A 20232-nucleotide genomic window follows, 5' to 3' on the forward strand; every position below is an offset into this window, starting at 1 on the left:
TTTAGTTTATTAACTGAGTGCACCTAGGGATAAATTATATGCCTAGGTGTTTCTTGTTTTATATATGTTAAATACATTTTTAATGATTAAACCCTGCACATTCATAAAAACTTCGTTGTTTTTTTTAAGCCTGCTTACCTATTCATGTAAAAACGATTCGGATAGAGATACATTAAATACTGAAGATGTTGATGCTGTTTTGTTTTCTGAAATCCCCAAAGATAAAAGCGGTATTAACTTTATAAACCACATACCCGAAAGTAGTGCCATGAACAGTATGGTTTACGAATATTTTTATAATGGTGGTGGTGTGGCCATTGGCGATATAAACAACGACAATTTACCAGATATATATTTTACATCTAACTTAAAAGACAACAAGCTATACTTGAATAAGGGAGATTTTAAATTTGAAGACATTACTGAAAAAGCCCGTGTAAAAGGAACTTTTGGATGGACAACTGGTGTTACCATGGCCGATGTAAACGCCGATGGTTGGCTAGATATTTACCTCTGTAAATCCGGAAAGGGAAAAGCCCAAAACAGACAAAACGAACTTTATATAAACAATAAAAACGGCACATTTACTGAAGCCGCAGCACAATACGGATTGAATTTTTCTGGTTACAGCACACAAGCCTCCTTTTTAGATTTTGATAAAGATGGCGATTTAGATATGTTCCTGCTTAACCACAACGTAACTCCTGTAAACACCAACAATCCCGAAAACTTTAAGACTAAAGAAGATCAATGGGCAGGCGATAAATTATATAGAAACGACAATGGCATATTTATAGATATTTCAAAAAAAGCAGGAATAATTGGTAATCCGTTAGGTTTTGGTTTGGGCGTTTCTGTGGGCGATTTAAATCAAGATAGTTGGCCAGATATTTATGTGGCAAACGATTATGTAGAGCACGATTACATTTATTATAACAATGGAAATGGCACATTTACCGAAGACTTAAAAGCATCGGTAAAACACATTCCAAATTTTTCAATGGGTACCGATATAGCCGATTTTAATAACGATGGTTTGTTGGATATTATGACCTTGGATATGGTTGCCGAAGATAATTACAGCATTAAAACCAGTATGAGCGGTATGAATCCCGAAATATTTAACCATGCCGTTAATGCTGGTTTTCATTACCAATACATGTTTAATGCCTTGCAAATTAATAATGGCAACCAGAATTTTAGCGACATTGCTCAACTCGCAGGAGTCTCAAATACCGATTGGAGCTGGAGCCCGCTATTTGCAGACTTTAACAACGATGGACACAAAGACCTGTTTGTTTCTAACGGATTAAAACGAGATTTTAGAAATAACGATTTTAAAAACCACAAGTTAAAACGATTAGCACAGGCCCAGAAAAACAACGAGAACATGGCACTTGTAATAGAAGAGTTGGTAAAACAAACGCCACAGCGTAAAACACGCAATTATTTTTTTAAAAACAACGGCGATTTAACCTTTACTAAAGCTTCAATAAAATGGGGCATTAACAAAGCAAGCTTCTCAAACGGTGCCGCCTATGCCGATTTAGATAACGATGGCGATCTGGATTTGGTAGTAAACAATATAGACGAGCCTGCAACTGTACTTAAAAATAATTCTAATAAAAACTACCTTCAATTTCAATTTAAAGGTAACCCTAAAAACCCTTTTGGTGTTGGTGTTGGTGTTGAGGTAAAAACCAAAAACGGATCACAGTTTGTAGAAAATTATCCTACGCGCGGGTATCAATCGGCCGTAGAGCCTATTTTACATATAGGCTTAAACCATTTAAAATCTGTTGAAACCATAAACGTTTTTTGGCCCAATGGAAAGCATCAAATTCTAGAAAATGTTAAAACCAATCAGCGTTTAACATTTAATTATAATGATGCAACCGGTAAAGATTTTAATAAAAAAACACAAAACACAGTATTTAAAAACGTAACCCAATCCGCAAACATAAATCATAATCATATTGAGAACGATTATAACGATTTTAAAAACGAAAGTTTGTTGCCTCATAAAATGTCGCAGTTTGGTCCCGCGTTGGCCGTTGGCGATGTAAATAATGATGGTTTAGACGATTTTTTTGCAGGTGGATCAAAAGGATATCCCGCAGCCATGTACATACAAAATCAGGATGGTACTTTTTACCTAACCAATATATCCACTTGGGAAACTGATAAAAAATATGAAGATATAAATGCCGTTTTTTTTGATGCCGATAACGATAACGATCTCGATTTGTATGTAGTTAGCGGGGGCAACGAATGGAAAGCCAATAGCAATATGTACCAAGACAGGCTTTACATAAATGCCAATGGCAATTTTAAAAAAGCCAATACAAAACTTCCTGAAATACGCTCCAGCGGAAGCTGTGTAAAACCTTTTGATTTTGATAACGATGGCGATTTAGACCTCTTTGTTGGCGGTCGCCTAAAAGCACAAACCTATCCGTATGCCGGTACAAGTTATTTGTTGGAGAACAATAACGGATTCTTTAAGGATATAACTATTGAAAGGGCTTCTAAATTATCTGAAGCAGGCATGGTAACCGATGCCATTTGGACCGATTTTGATAACGACAACCAAACCGATTTAATAGTAGTGGGCGAGTGGATGGCAATCAACTTTTTTAAAAATGTAAATGGCAAATTGGTGCTTCAAGAAAACATACTGCCAAATTCAAGCGGTTGGTGGAACACTATTGCAGGTGCCGATTTCGACAACGATGGCGATACCGATTATTTAGTGGGCAACCTCGGTTTAAACTACAAATATAAAGCTACGGTAAACGAACCTTTTGAAGTTTTTTCGACAGATTTTGATGATAATGGCACCAACGACATCGTTTTGGGCTATTACAACAACCAAGATTTGTATCCGCTTCGCGGGCGAGAATGCTCATCAAACCAAATGCCTTTTATAAAAGAAAAATTCCCAACCTACCATAGCTTTGGATCTGCCAAACTTACCGATGTTTACAGTGCAGAAAAATTAAGCACTGCCTTACATTTAAAGGCAAAAACCTTTGCATCGGTATATTTGGAGAATTTGGGTAACGGTAAATTTAATACCATAGAATTACCAAAACAGGCGCAGTTTTCTTCAATAAATACTTTTTTAATAAAAGATTTCGATGCCGATGGTTTAAACGATGTTTTGCTTGCAGGTAACCTATATCAGTCCGAAGTGGAAACCACAAGAAACGATGCCAGTTACGGATTGCTTTTAAAAAACAGCGGACAAAATAAATTTACGGCAATACCAGCATTGCAAAGTGGTATTAATATTAAAGGCATGGTAAAAGACATAAACACCATTAAACAAAAAAACACAGAAAAAATACTTATTAACAGAAACAACGATACACTAGTTGTTTATAAATTAAATTCTCAATAAAAATACCAATGAAAGACGTTTTGATTTTAGGCGCAGGAATGGTAGTTAAACCCATAGCGCATTATTTATTAGATAATAATTTTAAAGTTACACTGGCAAGCCGAACCAAAGAAAAAGCAGAAAGAATAATTGATGGCCGTAAAAACGGAGTGGCCATATCTTGGACGGTTGATGATACAGAAACTTTAGAAACACTTATTAAAACCCACGATATTGTGGTAAGCTTGTTACCTTACACCTATCATGTACAGGTTGCAAAACGCTGTATTGCGCATAAAACAAATATGCTAACTACATCTTACGTTTCGCCAGAAATGAAAGCGCTAAACCAACAAGCAAAAGAGGCTGGAATTATTATTTTAAACGAGTTGGGTGTTGATCCTGGTTACGACCACATGACGGCCATGGAAATTATAGATAAAGTCCACGACCAAGGCGGAAAGATAGACGAGTTTTATTCGTTATGTGGTGCGCTTTGTGCACCAGAGGCCTCAAACAATCCGTTTAGGTACAAATTTTCATGGTCGCCCAAAGGTGTGGTTATGGCAAGTAATAACAACGCACAATATTTAAAAGACGGTGAAGCAGTAACTATTGATACCGCAGATTTGTTTAAAAACCCATTGGAAATAGATTTTCCTGAGGTCGAAAAAATGCATGTCTATCCAAATCGCGATTCGTTGCCATATATCGATATTTATGGAGTCCCTGAAGTTAAAACCATGTACCGAGGTACGTTTAGGTATCAAAATTGGTGTGCCGCTTTCGATTTGCTAAAATCGCTAAACCTAACAAGTAATAAAACATTAAACCTTAAAGGAAAAACCTATGCGCAAGTAACTGCCGAGGTTAATGGGTTTGAATTGAGTGATTTAAAACAAAATATAAAATCTAAATTTAATATTGATGATGATCACACTGGGTTAAAAGCCATTGAATGGCTAGGCGTTTTAGATGAAAAACAGGTGCCTTTAGATTCAGGCTCTACATTCGATCTAACATCTGATTTAATGATTGAAAAAATGATGATGGACAAGTCTGAAAGAGATATGGTAATTATGCAGCATATTTTCAATATTACCAAGTCTAATGGCGAAAAAGAAACCATAATTTCCAGAATGTTAGATTACGGAAATTCTGAATACACTTCAATTGCACGAACCGTTGCTTATCCGGCAGCTATAGGTGTAAAAATGATTCTTAATGGCGAAATTAACGATACCGGTGTGCACATACCCATAAAGAAATCTATTTATGCTCCAATTTTAAAAGAACTAAAAACTTTGGGTATTTCTATGGTTGAAACCAAAGAGGAAAAATGCTTCAAATCCAATTAATTTTTTGCGAATTTATTGTAGTAAACCATCCTCGTTATAGATCAATTAAGGAGGGTGTTAATGAGAGTTTCAATGAATGAAGCGGTTTTAAAAGTCTAATTCTATGTTATATTGAGCTTGTCGAATATTGATAATCAAGATATCGGTTTCGACAAGCTCAACCTAACAAATTAAATTCTATAGACTTTTTAGGCCGCTTTATTTTTTTTAGTATAAAACTTCAATTGGTTTTTATTGCACTATAATCAAGTAGTTTTGTTAATTATAACTTAACTTAAACTATAAGGCACCACAAAAAAGTCATCCTTATCATTTAAAATTTTAATTTTCACACCGTATAACATTTCTAAATGATGTTCTGTTAAAATCTTTTTACAACCTTCGGCATATAGTTTACCTTCTTGAAGCATTAAATATTTATCTGCATACTTTGTTGCTAAATTAATATCGTGAAGTGTAACTATAATGGTAATGCCTTTATCTGATAATGATTTTAGTAACTCCATAATTTCTAGTTGATGTTTTACATCAAGGGCAGAGGTGGGCTCGTCTAGCAGTAAAATTTTAGGTTCTTGAGCAATAGCTCTAGCTATATAAACCATTTGTTGTTGGCCACCACTTAATGCGCTAATGTCTTTCATGGCTATTTTTTCTAGCTTTAAAGATTCTATAACTTCTGTTACGATAGCGTAGTCTTTGTCTGATGGTTTCCAAGAAATATAAGGTTTTCTTCCTGAAAGAATCATATCGAAAACTTTAATTCCAGTTACTTTAACTTCGTTTTGTGGCACATAGGCTATTCTTTTGGCAAGGTCTAAATGCGAATATTGCTCTACTGGTTTTCCTTCAACTTCTACATAACCCACTTGCGGATTTAGTATTTTGTTCATACATTTCATCAAGGTACTTTTTCCTGATCCGTTTGGGCCAAACAGCACAACAAATTCACCTTGATTAATTTCTGTGGTTACCCCTTTTAAAATTTGAGCACTCGGATAAAAAAACTCTAACTCGTTTATTGAAACCGTCATATTATATTTATTTTCCATAGCCTTTAATTAATAAAAAAATGAATAGTGGTGCACCTATAAAAGAAGTTATAATACCTACTGGTAAAATAACCGGCGAAATAATTGTTCTCGCAAAAGTATCGGCCAATAGTAATAACAAGCTACCAAATATTGCCGATGCCGGTATTAAATACGCCTCATGATTGCCAATAATGCGTCTCATAATATGTGGCACCACTAGCCCAATAAAACCAATAATGCCATAAAAAGCCACTGTAAAGGCGGTTATTAAAGAGGCTACTACCATACCTACTAAACGTATTCTTTCAGGATTTACCCCTAAACTTTTGGCATAATCGTCTCCTGTTTTTAACGAATTATAACTCCAACTGTTTTTTAAGAAATATAATAACGCAGGAATTAAAAATATTAAAATTAACACAATATCATCCCAAGATGCACGACCTAAATCGCCAAAGCTCCAAAACATAATGGATGCCAATTGTACATCGTTTGCAAAAAATTGTAAGGCCGATATGCCAGCACTAAAAAGCGAGCTTAGAATTACCCCTGAAAGAATGATTACCTCTGGATTAGCTTGCCTAATTCTTGATAATAAAACAATAACAGCTATACTTGCCAAACTCCAAATAAAAGCTGAAGCTGCAACAATGTATTGGTTATCTATTATAACCGCATCTGCGGCGCTACTAAATGTACTTCCTGCGCCTAAAAACATAATGGCAAAAGCCGCACCAAAAGCAGCAGAAGAAGAAATACCTAATGTAAATGGCGATGCCAAAGGGTTTCTTAATAAGCTTTGAGAAACAGCTCCAGAAACAGCTAGGGCCGTACCCGTTATAATAGCGGCAATAATTCTTGGTAAGCGTATTCTGGTTATTACTTGGCTGGTTACGCTATCTTCATCACCTGTCCAAAATTCTTTTAAGTTCTCCCAAGTTACCTCAAAAGACCCTAACAACATGGCTATTTGAACCACAAAAAAAGTAATAAGAACCAATCCTAAAATAATTAAAATTCGTTTTCTATTATATTTTTTATAGTCTTTAACAAATTGTTGTTTCATACAAACTACGTTCTGTAAACTTTTTATTTAGCCGTCTAAATTACGTATTAAATTACCGATTTAGAACTTCTTTTTCTAATGAATATTGTTGAGTTTTTTTGTGGTGTATTTTCTAGAATGCATTTGCATAATGTTCTTCTAATCTTTTTTTTTAGTTTAAAACCTGTTTATAAACAATATCAAAATTATTTAAATCTATATCTTTTAAATAAAAGTTTTCTAAAATTTGTTTTACCTTTTTATCAATATCTATATCTTCAAATTTTTCAGGATACAAGGTTTTAGCAACATACCAAGAGTTTATTATTGCATAATCGTAACTTACACTATTATTAATGTATCTGGGTATTATATAAACACTGCCATTTTTAACTGCTTTTAAGGTGTTGTGCAATAATGTATTAGGCAGCATTTCTTTTTCGGCCAAATTCCAGCCATCAGAATCTATAAAAATATAGTCTGGATTCCATTCTATTATTTTCTCGATATCTACCATTATTGGTCGGTTTCTTAATTGACCATTTTCCAAGCCAGCAACCACATTTTTAGAATTGGTTAAAACAAATGGCGTAAAATCGGTTCTTGTAGATGTGATGCCATGAGAGCCGTTATAAGAAAGGCCACCTGCATATACCGTTGGTTTATTTTCTTCGGCTACGGTGCTCGTTCTTTTTTCTATCTCGTCCATTTCATTCTGGATAAAATTAATGAGTTGGGTTGCACGTTCATTTTTACCTAATACTTTGCCTACAATTGTAATGGTATTATAAATTTTATCGTTTTCTGAGCCTAATTCACCATTTTCTATAGCCACCACGGGTATTCCAGTTTTTTGTTGTAAATCGTCCACTTTTTGTTTTGCCGATGGTACTGTAATAAAAATGACATCTGGATTTGCCTTCATAATTAATTCGGCATCGCCACCGGGTTGTGGGCCAATTACTGGTATTTGCTTAATTTCTGGAAAAGCTAGATTATAGGGTCTTGTGCTTCTTCGCTCTGTTTCTTCTATGCCCACAACATTGGGTATGGCATCAAAATAACTTAAAAATCGCATAGAACCCGCATTAACACCAATTACCTTAGTTACGTTTTTGGGTACTTTTACCATTCGGCCTAAAACATCTTTAACTGTAATAGTTTCTTTTTGTTTGGTATTAGTGTTTTTTTTACATTGAAAAGAAACGAGAACCACAAATAGTAAAATTGTGAATTTAATTAATTTCATTTTTTAAAAATTTATTTTAACGACACCAGAAAATGCTCTTGGAGAACCCCAGTAAAATGCTGTTATATTTGTAATAGCAGACTACAAGTTAAATAATATTTTCACGTATTTTCGTAATATTTGGCTAATATAGATAATCTTTCTATTACCCATTGTGCATTTTGAATGAAAATAATTCCAATAGTTGAGTTCGAAAAAATTTAAGGAACCAAAAATTGTATAGAGAACCCATTTATGGTTAAAAATCCTTGTTTTCAATACAACCGAAAAATTCGGGATTACTCATTTTAATCTAAATATTTACTGGAATAAGTTAACTTTAAAGAATTAACAGAATTTTTACAAAATGTACAACGGGTATTACGTATTTAAAAAACTAGCATTAGCATCACTTCTTATGCCTTTCCTTTTTTTTCTAGACAAGGCAGCCCAAACTCATTTTAAAATTTTAACATTACGTATATAAATGTTTTTATCGGGCCAATCGCCTTCGTCGGTTTCTACAGCAGCAATTTTATCGACCACCTCCATGCCTTTAATAACTTTCCCAAAAACGGTATAATCCCCATTTAAAAAATGTGCACCACCTTTTTGGCAAACTATAAAAAACTCAAAAGGCGATGCCAATTTATGCGGATTATCAATTTCGCCACTAGGCATCGAAATAACACCTCGCTCGTGTTTAAAGCCCTTTTTAGTATCGGTTGGTAGTAAGTATTTTCCAATATCGGCCCGTTTTCTGGCGGTCTTTCTATCATCGCTATTTCCACCTTGAATTATAAAATTATCGATAACACGGTAAAATTGCGTACCGTTAAAATACTTTTGTTTTGTTAAAAAAATAAAGTTGGAGCGGTGGTATAGGGTTTCGTTAAACAATAATATATCAATGTCGCCAAAATCTGTGGTTATGCGCACTTTGTTTTCTTTATGCTTTTTATCGTATTCTTGAAAGAAAAACATGGCGTTTTTATTATTTAGTTTTGGGTATTCGCGTTCCTCTTCTTCATTAATAACAACAGGTTTATCTGCTTTTTTTGTAGAACTAGTTTGATTGTGTTCAGAAATGGTTTTTTGTTTAGATTGTTTATCTTCACAATTCATAAAAAGTAAAAAAATCAAAAGGAATAAATTAAAGCGCATTTAAAATGAATTTTTGATGATTTTAAAAATCGAAATCAAAAGTAAAGAATATACAAACATGAAACAATTTGAAGAATTTTAATCTTGTAATACTTTTGTTAAAATGCATTTAATAAAGATATTTTTGCATAAAGTTTCTATGAAAATTAATAAAAAACAAACTTTTTTTTTAAGTATTATCAGCCTCTTTTTCGTGTTACAAAATTTTGCTCAAACTATGGAAACCCTTTACCTATGGACTAACCAAGTACCAAACGAAATAAATGAAAAGCAATATGCTGTTAAAACACCAGATACAAGTAATAATATTGTTAGGTTAACAGATGTTACCAATCCTATTTTAGAGGTTTTTAGACCTGATGCTGCTAAAAATAATGGTGCAAGTGTTATTATTTGTCCAGGAGGAGGCTATAAAATTTTAGCAATTGATTTGGAAGGTTATGAAATCGCAAAATGGTTAAACACATTGGGTTTTACTGCTTTTGTGTTGCAGTATAGAGTTCCAGAAAACCATCTTGGAGCATTAAATGATGTGCAAAGAGCTATTAAAATAGTAAGAAGCAAATCAAAAGGATATAATGTAAAATCATATAAAATAGGGGTTTTAGGGTTTTCTGCAGGCGGGAGTTTATCTGCACGGGCATCTACCAATTTTAATAAATCAACTTATAAAAAATTAGATGAAATTGATAAAGTATCTTGCAGACCAGACTTTGCAGTACTTATTTATCCGGCCTATTTAAATAAAGGTAAAAATAATACAATAACGCCAGAATTAACGGTTACAGAACAAACACCTCCCATGTTTATATTCGCAACTGCTGATGATGCTTATTCAAACAAAGGTTCTTTGGTGCTATCAAAAGCACTTATAGATTTTAAGATACCTATAGAACTACATATATTAGATTCTGGCGGACATGGATATGGTTTAAGAAAAGGAAACATAGCTGCAGAAACATGGCCGGTTTTAGCCGAAAAGTGGTTAAAAAACATCATTAAATAAAGACTTTTATCTAAATGAATTTCGAAGATTTTTTAAAATCCATATCAAAAATAGAAAATATACCGCTTCCAGCCGAAGCGTCTCAGTTTAAAATGGTGCCACCGTTTCGTCAAGAATTACTGCGCCAACAAAAAAAAGCTATTACAAAAGCCAAACAAGCAGGCGTAATGGCCTTGTTTTACCCCAATAAAACCAAAAAAACAACATTGGTTTTAATTTTAAGAAAAACGTATAATGGTGTGCATTCGGCACAAGTAGGATTTCCTGGAGGTAAGTTGGAAGACGATGATAATTCGTTACAAGACGCTGCAATAAGGGAAACCTTTGAAGAAATAGGCGTGCCCATACAAGACATTAAAGTTGTAAAGCCACTAACCCAAGTTTATATACCACCAAGTAATTTTTTTGTCCATCCTTTTGTTGGAATATCTTATAAAACACCCGATTTTATTAAGCAAGACAAAGAGGTTGACAGCATAATAGAAGTAGAGCTTCAACATTTTTTAGATGATAAACAACTTGTTACAAAAAAAGTTTCTACCTCGTATAGTGTTGAGGTTGAGGTGCCTGCTTTTAATTTGAACAATTATGTGGTTTGGGGAGCTACCGCAATGGTGCTAAGCGAAATTAAAGACCTGCTAAAACAAATGCTGTAGTTTGCAATATTTATTACATTTGCGTACTTTAACTAACCAATATTTTTTTTTTGACGCGCGATTTATGGGATTATTTAAACGAAATCCATTCGGCCATATCCTTTTTGTAAAAAAATGGCTTATTAGAATTCTTGGAGCTATGACGCACAGACGTTTTCGTGGTTTTAACGAACTACAAATTGAAGGCTCTGAAGTTATTAAAACCTTGCCAGATACCAATGTTCTGTTTATTTCAAACCACCAAACCTATTTTGCCGATGTTGTAGCTATGTTTCATGTGTTTAACGCAAGTTTGAGCGGCCGTACAGATTCAATAAAAAACGTAGGCTATCTTTGGAACCCCAAACTCAACATCTATTATGTGGCGGCAAAAGAAACCATGAAAGCGGGTTTGCTGCCAAAAATATTGGCTTATGTGGGGTCTATTAGTATTGAGCGCACATGGCGATCTGAAGGAAAAGAAGTGAACAGACAGGTTAAAATGAGCGATATCTCGAATATTGGTAAAGCGCTGGACGACGGTTGGGTTATTACATTTCCGCAAGGTACAACCACGCCTTTTAAACCCATTCGCAAAGGTACCGCGCACATAATTAAACGCTATAAACCTATTGTCGTGCCTATTGTTATTGACGGGTTTAGGCGCTCTTTTGATAAAAAAGGACTGCGTATTAAAAAGAAAAACATACTGCAAACCTTCGAGATTAAAGAACCCCTGGATATCGATTACGATAACGAAACTACCGAAGATATTGTAAAAAAGATAGAGTATGCCATAGAACAGCATCCATCGTTCTTAAAAGTGATTCCGCAAAAAGAAATTGAAGCACAAGAAGCACTAAATAATAAACGCAAATGGAAAGCTTAAGCTTTGCTGGATTTTTATTTAAGTGAAAAAAAAAAAATTATTGATTTAATTTTGTGTAGCTAATGCGGTCTCCAACGGCAAGTTTCCAAAAATCTACCAAACCTGCATTAACTTCCAATACATATTTGGCTGCAGCGTTTGATGGTAGCGAGCTTTCATCAAAAGGTTTTGCGTTTTTTTGAAAACTTACAATGGTTTTTTTATCATCAATAAAAATCAAATCTAAGGGTATTTTTGTGTTTTTCATAAAAAAAGAGCGCTCTTCAAGATCATCAAAAACAAACAGCATCCCTTGATTTTTTTCCATGGAATCGCGGTACATTAAACCGGTTTGGGTTTCGTATTCGTTATCGGCAATTTCAATATCAATTACCACTTTTGTTGAGTCTGTTGTAGTTTTATGGAGTGTAAGTTCGCCTTCTTTGGTAAATGTAACCAAGTTTGGTTTAATAGTTTTATTATCTTTTTTACATCCTGTAAATGCAAGTAAAAAAAGATTCAAAAATAAAACAGCAGTTACTGTATTGTTTTTAAGATGCATGTTGTTAAATGTTACGTGCAGTATAAATTTGCGCATTGTTTTTTTGGTTTCTTTTCCTTGGTTTTACCTGTTTGCAGATTTGGGTTTGTAAACAAACATAAAATAGAGGCCAATAGCTATAAACGGGATGCTCAACCATTGCCCTGTGTTTAGGCCAAACCAGTTAATGTACTCGTCGCCTTGGGGTTCTTTGGTAAATTCTATAAAGAAACGAACTGTCCATAATAAAATTAAAAACAGCCCAAATAGAAAGCCCGTTTGGTCTTTTTTAGGCGTTTTGGAATAAAAATACCATAAAATTAAAAATACGAAAACATAGCAAAACGATTCGTATAATTGCGCCGGATGCCTGTACGGAACAGCTTCTAACAATTCAGCAAATTGCGGATTGTTGGTAACCGCTGAATAAGCTTTTTTTGCATCTTTTATACCGGTAAGTTGTGTAATTTGACTTTTGTAATAGTAATCTTGAATAAACCGAACACCCAAAGCAGAATCGGTTACTTTTCCAATAATCTCAGAATTAATAAAATTTCCAATCCTAATAAAAACCGCTCCAGAGGCTACAGATATTACAACCCGGTCTAAAATCCAAAGTAAAGATTTATAGTTGTATTTTTTTCTGTACAGGTACATTCCTATAATAATGCCAATGGCAGCACCATGGCTTGCAAGTCCTTGAAATCCAGTAAATTCAAATCCACCTTTAAACTTGAAAGGTAGAAATATGCTGAAAAAATCTTCAGAAATCAATTCGGATTGATAAAACAAAACATGCCCTAAACGAGCCCCGAGCATAGTGGCTAAAACCGTGTAAATAAACAAAGGATCCAAATAGGTGAGCGATACTTTTTCTTTGGTAAAAATACGCTTCATAATATACCAACCCGCTACAAACGCGATAACCCACATAAGGCTGTAAAAATGGAGTTTAAAATTGCCGGCAATATCAATTCCTGTTATGGGGTTCCAATTAAATTTTAAAAAATGCATAGGTTTAGTTTTTCGGCGTAAATATAAGGTTTGCTAGAGGTTTATGGGTGCTATTTAACAATTTCTAAAATTTCGACTTCAAAAATAATATTTGATTTTGGAGGAATTCCTCTGTTTCCTGCTTCTCCGTAGGCTAAATGATACGGGATAAACAGGGTTGCTTTATCGCCAACATTTAATTGTTGTAAACCTTCTTTAAAGCCCGATATCATTCTTGCATCGGGGCTTAAATTGGCGGTAATTGGTTGGTATTGGTTGGCCAATTTACGTTTGGGGTTAACTGCGTTTAAGGCCTCTGCTATTTCCAGGCTACTTGTTTCTAGCAGTTTGCCGCTTTCAAAATATACGGCATAATGTGTTAAAACCTTGTGGGTTTCTTTTAATTTTTCGCCATTGCCTTTTTTGGTAACCACATATTGCAGACCAGATGGCAGGGTATTGGCTTTTTGTTTTTGCTGGTTAAATTTGGCTCTAGTGGCTTTTATAATGGCTTGGGCTTTTGCAGCGTTTTCTTTTTCTAAACGTTCAACTTCGGCAAAATGGTTTTTAAATATGTTTGGGGCATCAAATTTTTTGGCTTCTTTGCCTTTTCTAATTATGTTTAATTCTTTAATAACAACATCTGTAATGGGTTTGTTTCTTGATGCTGTTTTTACATTTGAAATTGAATCTTGAATATGCAAACCTATTACCAATTCACCAAAAACACTGTGTACATTATCTAGGTTTGGCTTGGGTACTTCGGTTATAAAAAACTGGCTTCCGTTAGAGTTAGGTCCAGAATTTGCCATAGATAAAATACCGGGTTTATTATGTTTTAAATCAGGATGGAATTCATCATTAAATTTATAGCCTGGGTTACCGGTGCCATTGCCCAAGGGGTCTCCGCCTTGAATCATAAACTCATTAATAACCCTATGGAATATTAAGCCATTAAAGTATTTTTTTTCTCTGTAAATACTGTCAACCATAGTGTTTGTGCCTTCTGCCAGCGATACAAAATTAGCTACTGTAACAGGTGTTTTTTGGTATTCTAACTTAGCAACCATGATGCCTTTGCTGGTTTTAAATTCTGCATATAGGCCATCTTCAAGTTCGGGGTATTGGGCTTTGCAAGACGTTAAGCTTATTAATAGTGCTAAGCCTAAAAATTTAATAATTTTCATGTATTAAAAAATTTATTAAGTGTTGTTAATTTAATTGGATTGATTTTGAGTGATGGAGTTTACGGTTACCTTGCAAATTAATGGCGTATTGGTACCAATTTTATTTTGGTCGCCATAATAACCGTAAGCTTTTTGCGATGGAAATAAAAAGGTTACGGTTTCGCCGGCTTTCATTAGTTTTAAACCTTCGCGCAAACCTGTAAACAATTCTTCTTGGTCCATGGCATAGGTTTGTGTTTTTATGGCTTCTTTAGTATAGATTACCCTGCCGTTTAAATCTTTAACGGTATAGTTATAGTTAATAATGTCGCCAAAATTAGGGGTTTTTAAAGTATCGTTTTCTGTTTTTGTATTGTAGTAATACCAAAAGCCACTTTCTGAGGCGATGTAGTCATGCTCTTTTTTTAGTGCCATAAGCTTTTCTATGCTTGCTTGCTCTTTGGCGTTTAGTTGTTTATTACGTTTAACAGAAGCATCAATAAAAGAGCCCGTTTTAACAGAAATGGGTTTGCGGGCTTCTGGGGTTTTGCAGCTCCATAAAAAAAGTAACGCAAGTATTAGGGTTAATTGTTTAGTCATCGTTAAGGGCTTTATTATAACTGGGCAATATACTAATAAATTTTTCTACGGTATCTTGCAATGTTAATTCGCTTCGACCGCCAGCGGCATTGTTGTGCCCGCCACCGTTAAAATGTGCCCTAGAAAATTCGTTTACAGAGAAGTTGCCTTTAGAGCGGAACGATATTTTTATGATGCCTTCTTGTTTGTCTTCAATAAAAATAGCCGCAAAAACAATATCTTGTAGCGATAGGCCATAATTAACAACACCTTCGGTATCGCCTTTTTTGTAATTAAAACGATTTAATTCGTCTTGCGATAAGGTTATGTAGGCTGTTTTATAGGTTTCAATGACTTTTAGATTGCTTAGTGCACAGCCCAAAAGTTGCAGCCTCTGGTAACTGTTTGTGTCGTAAACATTATTGTGTATTTCAGCATTGTTTGCGCCTTTGTCTATAAGCTGAGCGATAATTTGATGCGTTTTACTTGTTGTTGAAGGAAATCTAAAGGAGCCGGTATCTGTCATAATCCCCAAATAGATACAGGTGGCAATATTATAATCGATGTTTTGCGAATCGCCCAACATGTTTATAAAATGATACACCATTTCTGCGGTAGAGCTCATGCTAACATCTGAAAACTTGTAGGCTGCATAATTGTCTGGCAATTGGTGGTGGTCTATCATGATTTTAAGAGCTTTGCTGCTTGCCAAAACGGTTTCCATGTTCCCTGTTCTGTGAAAGGCGTTAAAATCTAGAGTAAACAAAATATCGGCAGCCTTGATAAAACCCTCGCAAACCTGGGTTTGCGAGTCGTGTTTTAAAATATCCTCGTTTCCTGGAGCCCATTTTAAAAACTCCGGGAAGTCGTTAGGCATTATTACCGTGGTGTTGTGTTTGCTTTTTTTTAGGTAGTGGTATAAGGCTAAGGTAGAGCCTATGGCATCACCATCAGGATTTTTATGCGCCACGATAACTATGTTTTTTGGTGTGGCCAATAGTTGTTTAATGCTTTGTATATCGGTTTTTGTCATAGGTAGCGAATATACGATTTTTTAAAATTTGATACGCTTGTTTTTAACTGGAAATGTATTACTTTTGCACAAAATTTAAAATAACAAAATGGCAACAAATAGAACATTTACCATGCTTAAGCCAGATGCTGTTGAAAAAGGGCACATTGGCGCAATACTAGAAAAAATTTCGGCTTCAGGTTTTAGAATCGTAGCAATGAAATTAACCCAAATGACCAAGGCTGATGCCGAGGCCTTCTACGCGATACACAACCAACGCCCGTTTTTTGGAGAGTTGGTAGAGTACATGACCAGAGGCCCAATTGTAGCTGCGATTTTAGAAAAAGACAATGCAGTTGAAGATTTTAGAACCTTGATTGGTGCAACAAATCCTGCCGATGCCGCCGAAGGTACAATACGCAAGTTGTACGCAGCCTCTATTGGCGAAAATGCAGTGCACGGAAGTGATAGTGATGAGAACGCCGCAATCGAAGGCGCATTCCATTTCTCTGGCAGGGAAATGTTTTAAGCGTTACATAAATGTACAATTCCAGTCGCAAAATCCCGTAACACAGCTGTTACGGGATTTTTTTTGGTGCTATTGGTTGGCCTTTCCAAACTTTAGGGGCGCAATGCCCCGGCCTTTAATTTAACGCACAAAAAAAGTCTATCAAGTAAATGATAGACTTTTAGTTGTAATTGTTAAAAGTATATGCTTAGATTACTTTTACGTTTACGGCGTTTAATCCTTTTCTACCTTCTTGTAGATCGAATTCTACTGCATCACCTTCACGAATTTCATCGATAAGTCCTGAAATGTGTACGAAATGTTCTTTGTTGTTGTCATCTTCAGTGATGAATCCAAAACCTTTGGAATCATTGAAGAATTTTACGGTACCTTTACTCATTGTAATTTGTATTAAAATAATTAAGCTACAAAGATAATGTAAAAAAATCTAGTTTTTCAGATTATTTTAAATTTATTTTATTGAAATTCAATTAATTGCATGTTAAGTGTTTGGTGGGTAGTTAATTAGCTTACCTAAGAACAATCTTTTTAACAATGGTTTTGCCCAATTCTTCATTAAGCATGTCCATTATTTTTTGCTTGCCGTAACTTAGCTCTTCACGAAGAACGCTAGAGCTTAATTGCACGTAAAGCGTATCGCGTTCTAAATTAATGGCGTTCGTGTATTGGTTTACGCCATTGCCCATAAGTTTAGCCCAGGCATCGGCTACATTTACCTTGTTAAGGCCTTTTTCCAGTCTGTTGGTCTCTACAAATTCCTTTAAGGCTTCTTGTATGCTAATATGTTCGTTGTTGCGTTTTGCCATAAAACTGTCGTATTTTTTATATTATTTTGGGCGTTACCTTTGCCCTTAGGCTTACTTCTACTCTGTTAAACACAAGTGGGCCAGGGTAACAGCTCGGGCTTTGGGTTATATTTTTTTGCGCCATGGGAGTACGAAGCAGCAGGCAATCTGCTAAACTTGAGTTAGCTCAATGTTATTGCTGGATCAAGTTTAAAAAGGATGTGCCCGAAACTTCGGGCTAACCCCTAACGCAATTATTTGCTGCCTTAAATTTTAAAATTATTTTGTTTTCGTAAAGGTACGTTTAATGTTTTTTAGAATATCTATCCGTTTTAATGATTTATATTCAACACTAAACAAATATATCAATTTTTTTCGCACAAAATCAAATCCCAAGATCCACATTCAAAAACCACTCAAATATGATAAATATCATAGTATATAATTGACTTATAAATTACTTTTAATGTTATAAAATGCATGAGTTATGAAAGCCAAAAAAAACCCAGAACTAGAGATAGGACGCAACAGCAGCCTGTACTTTGCTATAGGTTTAAATGTAATGCTTTTTTTGTCTTGGCAAGCGCTAGAGTACAAAACTTACGATAAAGACCTTTCTGCCATTGATGTACTGCAAATAGACGAAGAGTTAGAGGAAGAAATTCCTGTTTTAAACATTAATACACCGCCACCGCCACCGCCCCCCCCTGTGGTGCAAGAAGCCATTACCATTGTTGAAGATGTTGAAGAAGTAGAAGAGACCATAATTGAAAGTACAGAGGCCAACCAGTCTGATGCGGTAGAGGAGCGCATTGTGGAAGTAAGCGATGTAGATGTTGAAGAGGTAGAAGAAGATGTTGAGGTGCCTTTTGCTGCCATTGAGTACGTTCCGGTTTTTCCCGGTTGCGAAGGTTTGCCACAAAATAAAATGAAGGATTGTTTTCAAAAAAAAGTACAAGAGCATGTTAAAAAGAATTTTAAATACCCGCAAACCGCTCTGGAAATGGGTATTCAAGGGCGTGTATCTGTAGTGTTTGTTATAGATTCTAAAGGTAATACAACCAATGTAAGGTCAAGAGGCCCAGATAGAATTTTAGAGAAAGAAGCCGAACGTATTATTGGCGCTTTACCAAAAATGACGCCAGGGAAGCAGCGTGGTAAATCTGTAAAAGTAAGTTATGCCGTCCCTATATTTTTTAAGCTCCAAGAGGGGTAAGATTGGGCTGGTTTGGTGGTTTTAAAATAAGCACAGTAAAAGGTGGCCTAAGTTTTAGGTTGCCTTTTTTAATGCCAATGTTTTACGGCATCGTGGTTTAATATTACTTTTCTGAATGTGTTTGGTTTTTTCTCGTTTAAAAGTTTTAGGCCATCGCTGGCTGCAATCAAACCATTAAAATGTGTTTCGCTGGCCTTATATTGCGCATTGTTTTTATAGGTTGTAATAAGCATAAAAGTATAGGGTGTTTTGGCTGTGGGTTGGGTTTCCAACAATTGGTAAGAAGCAATGTAGCCTTTCTCTAGGGCTTTAATGCGTAACTGTAGCCAATTGTTTTGGTAGTAAAAAAGTGCTTCGGCTTTGTTTTTGTTTAAAACCTGTACAAAATCTATTATAGAAACAGAGCTAGATGGCTGGCTTGTTGCAAAGTAAAAGCTCAGCAAAATCGTTATAAAAATTGGTTTTTTCATAGTAGCTTTTTATTTTCTTAAATGTAATAATTATTCTTAGTCAACACCTATAGTTTAACATTTCATCTGTAAAAAATAACAATTCGGTAAGTTGCTTTTTTAAAGGTTGGGTTTATGCTTGATATTTGTTCCATCAATAAATTCAAATACCTTAAATACATGAAACATCTCGCCACAATAATCTGTTTACTGCTATTAAATACCGCTATCGGGTTTTCTCAAAACGACAACAATAATGAAGTTGTTGTAAACATCTCAAACCTAAAGAGCAACAAAGGAAATGTATTTGTAGCCATTTACAATTCTGAAGTAAGCTTTCTAAACAAAGGATATAAATCCATCAAAACCACAATAAAAAACAACAGTTGTAAAGTAGTATTTAAAGCTATCCCTAACGGCACCTATGCCATTTCTTTGTTTCATGATGAAAACGAAAACAATAAAATGGACACCAATTTATTTGGCATTCCCAAAGAAGATTACGCTTGCTCGAACAACGCTAAAGGCTTTATGGGGCCACCAAAATGGGAAGACGCTAAATTTAAAATTCATAACGAATCAATCACTCAACACATTAAACTTTAAAAAACCAAAATTATGAAACATCTAATTATTATCGCAGCTCTTATGGTTTCTGCATTAATGCCTGCTCAAACCAATTACGAAAAAGGGATGCAAAAAGCATTTCAGCTTTGGGGAAACAACCAACCCACCGAAGCCGCAAATTTATTTGAACGCATTGCAAAAGCAGAACCAGACAATTGGTTGCCCTTGTATTATGCAGCTCAAATAAATATTGTAAAGAGTTTTGGCGAAAAAGACGAAGAAAAACTTTCGGCACAACTAAAAAAAGCACAAAACTTAATTAACGATGCCACTGCTATATCGAAGGATAATGCTGAAATACTAGTGCTTCAGGCCTTATTGCACACCGCTTGGGTAGCTTACGATGGCGCAACTTACGGCATGACGCTTTCGGGAAAAGTAGTAGAATTATACACAAAAGCAGCGCAAATAGCACCAAAAAACCCACGTGTGGTGTTTAGCAAAGCAGAATGGGACATGGGGGGCGCACGTTATTTTGGGCAAGATACCACGCCATTTTGTAAAGATATAGAACGTTCTATTCAACTTTTTGCTAACTTTAAGCCAGAAACACCGTTTCACCCAAATTGGGGCAAATCGCGCGCAGAACAAGTGCTTAAATCTTGTAAAGAGTAAATT

21 protein-coding genes are annotated in these 20232 nt (G+C 35.1%); 9 read left to right on the forward strand and 12 right to left on the reverse strand.

Annotation, left to right across the window (positions count from 1 at the left end; genetic code table 11):
* Window positions 1-82: 82 nt before the first annotated feature.
* A complete protein-coding gene (locus ACFSQS_RS10155; protein WP_388017976.1) occupies window positions 83-3403 on the forward strand; it encodes an FG-GAP-like repeat-containing protein in 3321 nt (1106 codons plus the stop codon).
* An 8-nt stretch (window positions 3404-3411) separates the two neighbouring features.
* Window positions 3412-4740 (forward strand): saccharopine dehydrogenase C-terminal domain-containing protein, encoded by a 1329-nt coding sequence (locus ACFSQS_RS10160; protein WP_388017979.1) that lies wholly within the window; start codon window positions 3412-3414, stop codon window positions 4738-4740.
* A 269-nt stretch (window positions 4741-5009) separates the two neighbouring features.
* On the opposite strand, the gene ACFSQS_RS10165 is transcribed toward ACFSQS_RS10160, so the two are convergent.
* The 4 genes from ACFSQS_RS10165 to ACFSQS_RS10180 all read right to left on the reverse strand — a co-directional run bounded on the left by ACFSQS_RS10165 (window position 5010) and on the right by ACFSQS_RS10180 (window position 9169).
* Window positions 5010-5789, reverse strand: a complete 780-nt coding sequence (locus ACFSQS_RS10165; protein ID WP_388017982.1) for an ABC transporter ATP-binding protein — start codon at window positions 5787-5789, stop codon at window positions 5010-5012.
* The gene (locus tag ACFSQS_RS10170) at window positions 5779-6837 is read right to left on the reverse strand and encodes a FecCD family ABC transporter permease (RefSeq protein WP_388017985.1); all 1059 of its coding nucleotides are present in this window, start codon (window positions 6835-6837) and stop codon (window positions 5779-5781) included. Before ACFSQS_RS10170 ends, ACFSQS_RS10165 begins: the two co-directional genes overlap by 11 nt.
* A gap of 151 nt (window positions 6838-6988) precedes the next feature.
* On the reverse strand, window positions 6989-8065 hold the full coding sequence (locus ACFSQS_RS10175) for an iron ABC transporter substrate-binding protein (RefSeq protein WP_388017988.1): 1077 nt from the start codon (window positions 8063-8065) through the stop codon (window positions 6989-6991).
* 435 nt (window positions 8066-8500) lie between these two features.
* On the reverse strand, window positions 8501-9169 hold the full coding sequence (locus tag ACFSQS_RS10180) for a peptidylprolyl isomerase (RefSeq protein ID WP_388017991.1): 669 nt from the start codon (window positions 9167-9169) through the stop codon (window positions 8501-8503).
* Between the two features lie 256 nt (window positions 9170-9425).
* On the opposite strand from ACFSQS_RS10180, the gene ACFSQS_RS10185 reads away from it, so the two are divergent.
* The 3 genes from ACFSQS_RS10185 to ACFSQS_RS10195 all read left to right on the forward strand — a co-directional run bounded on the left by ACFSQS_RS10185 (window position 9426) and on the right by ACFSQS_RS10195 (window position 11738).
* Window positions 9426-10214 carry an alpha/beta hydrolase gene (locus ACFSQS_RS10185; RefSeq protein WP_388017994.1) on the forward strand — a complete coding sequence of 263 codons (789 nt, stop codon included), beginning with the start codon at window positions 9426-9428 and terminating at the stop codon, window positions 10212-10214.
* 14 nt (window positions 10215-10228) lie between these two features.
* On the forward strand, window positions 10229-10870 hold the full coding sequence (locus tag ACFSQS_RS10190) for an NUDIX hydrolase (RefSeq protein ID WP_388017997.1): 642 nt from the start codon (window positions 10229-10231) through the stop codon (window positions 10868-10870).
* Window positions 10871-10934: 64 nt separating this feature from the next.
* Window positions 10935-11738, forward strand: coding sequence for a lysophospholipid acyltransferase family protein (locus ACFSQS_RS10195; protein WP_388018000.1), 804 nt, complete (start codon window positions 10935-10937; stop codon window positions 11736-11738).
* Between the two features lie 37 nt (window positions 11739-11775).
* Here ACFSQS_RS10195 and ACFSQS_RS10200 read toward each other — a convergent pair whose 3' ends face one another.
* From ACFSQS_RS10200 to ACFSQS_RS10220, 5 genes are read right to left on the reverse strand one after another with little or no spacing between them, the layout of a single operon-like run.
* Window positions 11776-12315 (reverse strand): DUF192 domain-containing protein, encoded by a 540-nt coding sequence (locus ACFSQS_RS10200; RefSeq protein ID WP_388018003.1) that lies wholly within the window; start codon window positions 12313-12315, stop codon window positions 11776-11778.
* A 27-nt stretch (window positions 12316-12342) separates the two neighbouring features.
* On the reverse strand, window positions 12343-13272 hold the full coding sequence (lgt, locus tag ACFSQS_RS10205; protein WP_388018006.1) for a prolipoprotein diacylglyceryl transferase: 930 nt from the start codon (window positions 13270-13272) through the stop codon (window positions 12343-12345).
* A gap of 50 nt (window positions 13273-13322) precedes the next feature.
* On the reverse strand, window positions 13323-14438 hold the full coding sequence (locus ACFSQS_RS10210) for a peptidylprolyl isomerase (RefSeq protein ID WP_388018009.1): 1116 nt from the start codon (window positions 14436-14438) through the stop codon (window positions 13323-13325).
* Between the two features lie 30 nt (window positions 14439-14468).
* On the reverse strand, window positions 14469-15017 hold the full coding sequence (gldI, locus tag ACFSQS_RS10215; protein WP_388018012.1) for a gliding motility-associated peptidyl-prolyl isomerase GldI: 549 nt from the start codon (window positions 15015-15017) through the stop codon (window positions 14469-14471).
* Window positions 15010-16029 carry a DHH family phosphoesterase gene (locus tag ACFSQS_RS10220; RefSeq protein WP_388018015.1) on the reverse strand — a complete coding sequence of 340 codons (1020 nt, stop codon included), beginning with the start codon at window positions 16027-16029 and terminating at the stop codon, window positions 15010-15012. Before ACFSQS_RS10220 ends, gldI begins: the two co-directional genes overlap by 8 nt.
* Before the next feature lie 88 nt (window positions 16030-16117).
* On the opposite strand from ACFSQS_RS10220, the gene ACFSQS_RS10225 reads away from it, so the two are divergent.
* Complete coding sequence (locus ACFSQS_RS10225; RefSeq protein WP_388018018.1) at window positions 16118-16537, forward strand: nucleoside-diphosphate kinase; 420 nt, start codon at window positions 16118-16120, stop codon at window positions 16535-16537.
* 187 nt (window positions 16538-16724) lie between these two features.
* On the opposite strand, the gene ACFSQS_RS10230 is transcribed toward ACFSQS_RS10225, so the two are convergent.
* Window positions 16725-16916 (reverse strand): cold-shock protein, encoded by a 192-nt coding sequence (locus ACFSQS_RS10230; RefSeq protein ID WP_034044451.1) that lies wholly within the window; start codon window positions 16914-16916, stop codon window positions 16725-16727.
* Window positions 16917-17046: 130 nt separating this feature from the next.
* Window positions 17047-17343 carry a DUF721 domain-containing protein gene (locus tag ACFSQS_RS10235; RefSeq protein WP_388018022.1) on the reverse strand — a complete coding sequence of 99 codons (297 nt, stop codon included), beginning with the start codon at window positions 17341-17343 and terminating at the stop codon, window positions 17047-17049.
* 466 nt (window positions 17344-17809) lie between these two features.
* Here ACFSQS_RS10235 and ACFSQS_RS10240 point away from each other — a divergent pair, with 466 nt between their 5' ends.
* Entirely contained in the window at window positions 17810-18538 is a 729-nt protein-coding gene (locus tag ACFSQS_RS10240; protein WP_388018025.1) for an energy transducer TonB, read from the forward strand.
* A 68-nt stretch (window positions 18539-18606) separates the two neighbouring features.
* On the opposite strand, the gene ACFSQS_RS10245 is transcribed toward ACFSQS_RS10240, so the two are convergent.
* Window positions 18607-19008, reverse strand: a complete 402-nt coding sequence (locus tag ACFSQS_RS10245; protein WP_388018028.1) for a hypothetical protein — start codon at window positions 19006-19008, stop codon at window positions 18607-18609.
* Window positions 19009-19167: 159 nt separating this feature from the next.
* Here ACFSQS_RS10245 and ACFSQS_RS10250 point away from each other — a divergent pair, with 159 nt between their 5' ends.
* Both ACFSQS_RS10250 and ACFSQS_RS10255 read left to right on the forward strand, forming a co-directional pair.
* On the forward strand, window positions 19168-19593 hold the full coding sequence (locus tag ACFSQS_RS10250) for a DUF2141 domain-containing protein (RefSeq protein WP_388018031.1): 426 nt from the start codon (window positions 19168-19170) through the stop codon (window positions 19591-19593).
* Between the two features lie 12 nt (window positions 19594-19605).
* Complete coding sequence (locus ACFSQS_RS10255; protein ID WP_388018034.1) at window positions 19606-20229, forward strand: tetratricopeptide repeat protein; 624 nt, start codon at window positions 19606-19608, stop codon at window positions 20227-20229.
* Window positions 20230-20232 lie beyond the last annotated feature (3 nt).

The sequence above is a fragment of the Gelatiniphilus marinus genome, from assembly GCF_042684345.1.
Taxonomy (GTDB): Bacteria; Bacteroidota; Bacteroidia; order Flavobacteriales; family Flavobacteriaceae; genus Gelatiniphilus; species Gelatiniphilus marinus.